This window comes from Vibrio sp. 03_296 (genome assembly GCF_002265885.1).
The window spans coordinates 1-1269 of sequence record NZ_NPKW01000005.1 but is presented as its reverse complement, the minus strand read 5'-3'; the positions used below and the strand labels follow the sequence as shown (position 1 = coordinate 1269).

At 44.6% G+C, this 1269-nt stretch carries 1 protein-coding gene and 2 tRNA genes; 1 reads left to right on the top strand and 2 read right to left on the bottom strand.

Annotation, left to right across the window (positions count from 1 at the left end; genetic code table 11):
* Positions 1-104 precede the first annotated feature (104 nt).
* Positions 105-180 (bottom strand) — tRNA-Gly (locus tag CIK04_RS00170).
* A gap of 3 nt (positions 181-183) precedes the next feature.
* Positions 184-257 (bottom strand) — tRNA-Cys (locus CIK04_RS00165).
* 333 nt (positions 258-590) lie between these two features.
* On the opposite strand from CIK04_RS00165, the gene CIK04_RS00160 reads away from it, so the two are divergent.
* Positions 591-1269, top strand: a 679-nt coding sequence (locus tag CIK04_RS00160; protein WP_142994972.1) for a transposase, incomplete at its 3' end; no start/stop codon positions are given.

Here is a 1269-nt window from a genome sequence, read left to right as displayed (position 1 = left end):
GAGGGATTTTAAATCCCTTGTGTCTACCAATTTCACCACCAGGGCACACAAAACTTGTTATGGCTTGCACCATGTCGATATCGCTTTCGCCATATCTTAAAATTTGGAGCGACACACGAGGTTCGAACTCGTGACCTCAACCTTGGCAAGGTTGCGCTCTACCAACTGAGCTAGTGTCGCAAATGGAGGCGCGTCCCGGAGTCGAACCGAGGTCCACGGATTTGCAATCCGCTGCATAGCCCCTCTGCCAACGCGCCTTACATCCCCCTTAAGAGGTTGTTCTCTCTTGGGTACGGGATGCATTCTACCCATTCATTAAAACGAGTCAACACTATTTTTTTGTTTTTTAAATCGTTTGAGCACAAAATATGCTAAAAGCCACAAATTGCTCATTTTAAAGGCAGACTTTTCCCACATAGAGTCAAGATTATCTAGAATAATCCTTGTCTTACACAACTTATACTTACGCCTTGATCGCGAACTTCACGCATAAAAAAACGGGCTTGCGCCCGTTCAGACTGCTGACAAAGGTCTAGCTTTCGAGCTAGACCTTTGATCTAATAGGGGTATCGAAATATGGATACTCCGATATGCTTCAAGAACCCACCCCGCAACAATACGAACTGGAAATGGTGACGATGGAACAGTTAGTTCCTAAAGACCATTTAGTGCGCAAAATCGATAATGCTATCGACTTTGAATTCATTCGTGATGAAGTCGCTCATCTTTATTGTAAAGATAATGGGCGTCCACCTGTTGACCCTGTTCGTCTCTTCAAAATCATCTTGCTTGGTTATATCTTTGGTATAAAAAGTGAGCGTCAGCTCGTTAAAGAAATTGAAGTGAATGTCGCTTACCGTTGGTTCTTACGGATGTCATTAACAGAGAAAGTCATCCACGCTTCTACTCTAAGCCAAAACCGCATTCGTCGCTTTAATGGCACGGATGTRTTCGAACGTATTTTTATCAATATCGTAGAGCAAGCCATGACGAAAGGCTTGGTCGCGGGTCAAGAGCTYTTTACGGACAGTACTCATCTCAAAGCGAACGCCAACAAGAATAAACACACCAATAAAGTCACGGCGGTTCGCGCGAGTGCCTATCTTGATATGCTGGATGACGACGTCGCGTTAGACCGAGAAAAAGCGGGTAAGAAGCCTCTTAAGGCTCGTGAATCAGAGTCAAAAACAAAGAATACCAAAACCAGCACCACTGACCCAGAGAGTGGCTTCATGACTCGTGATAATAAGCCACAAGGCTTCTTCTACC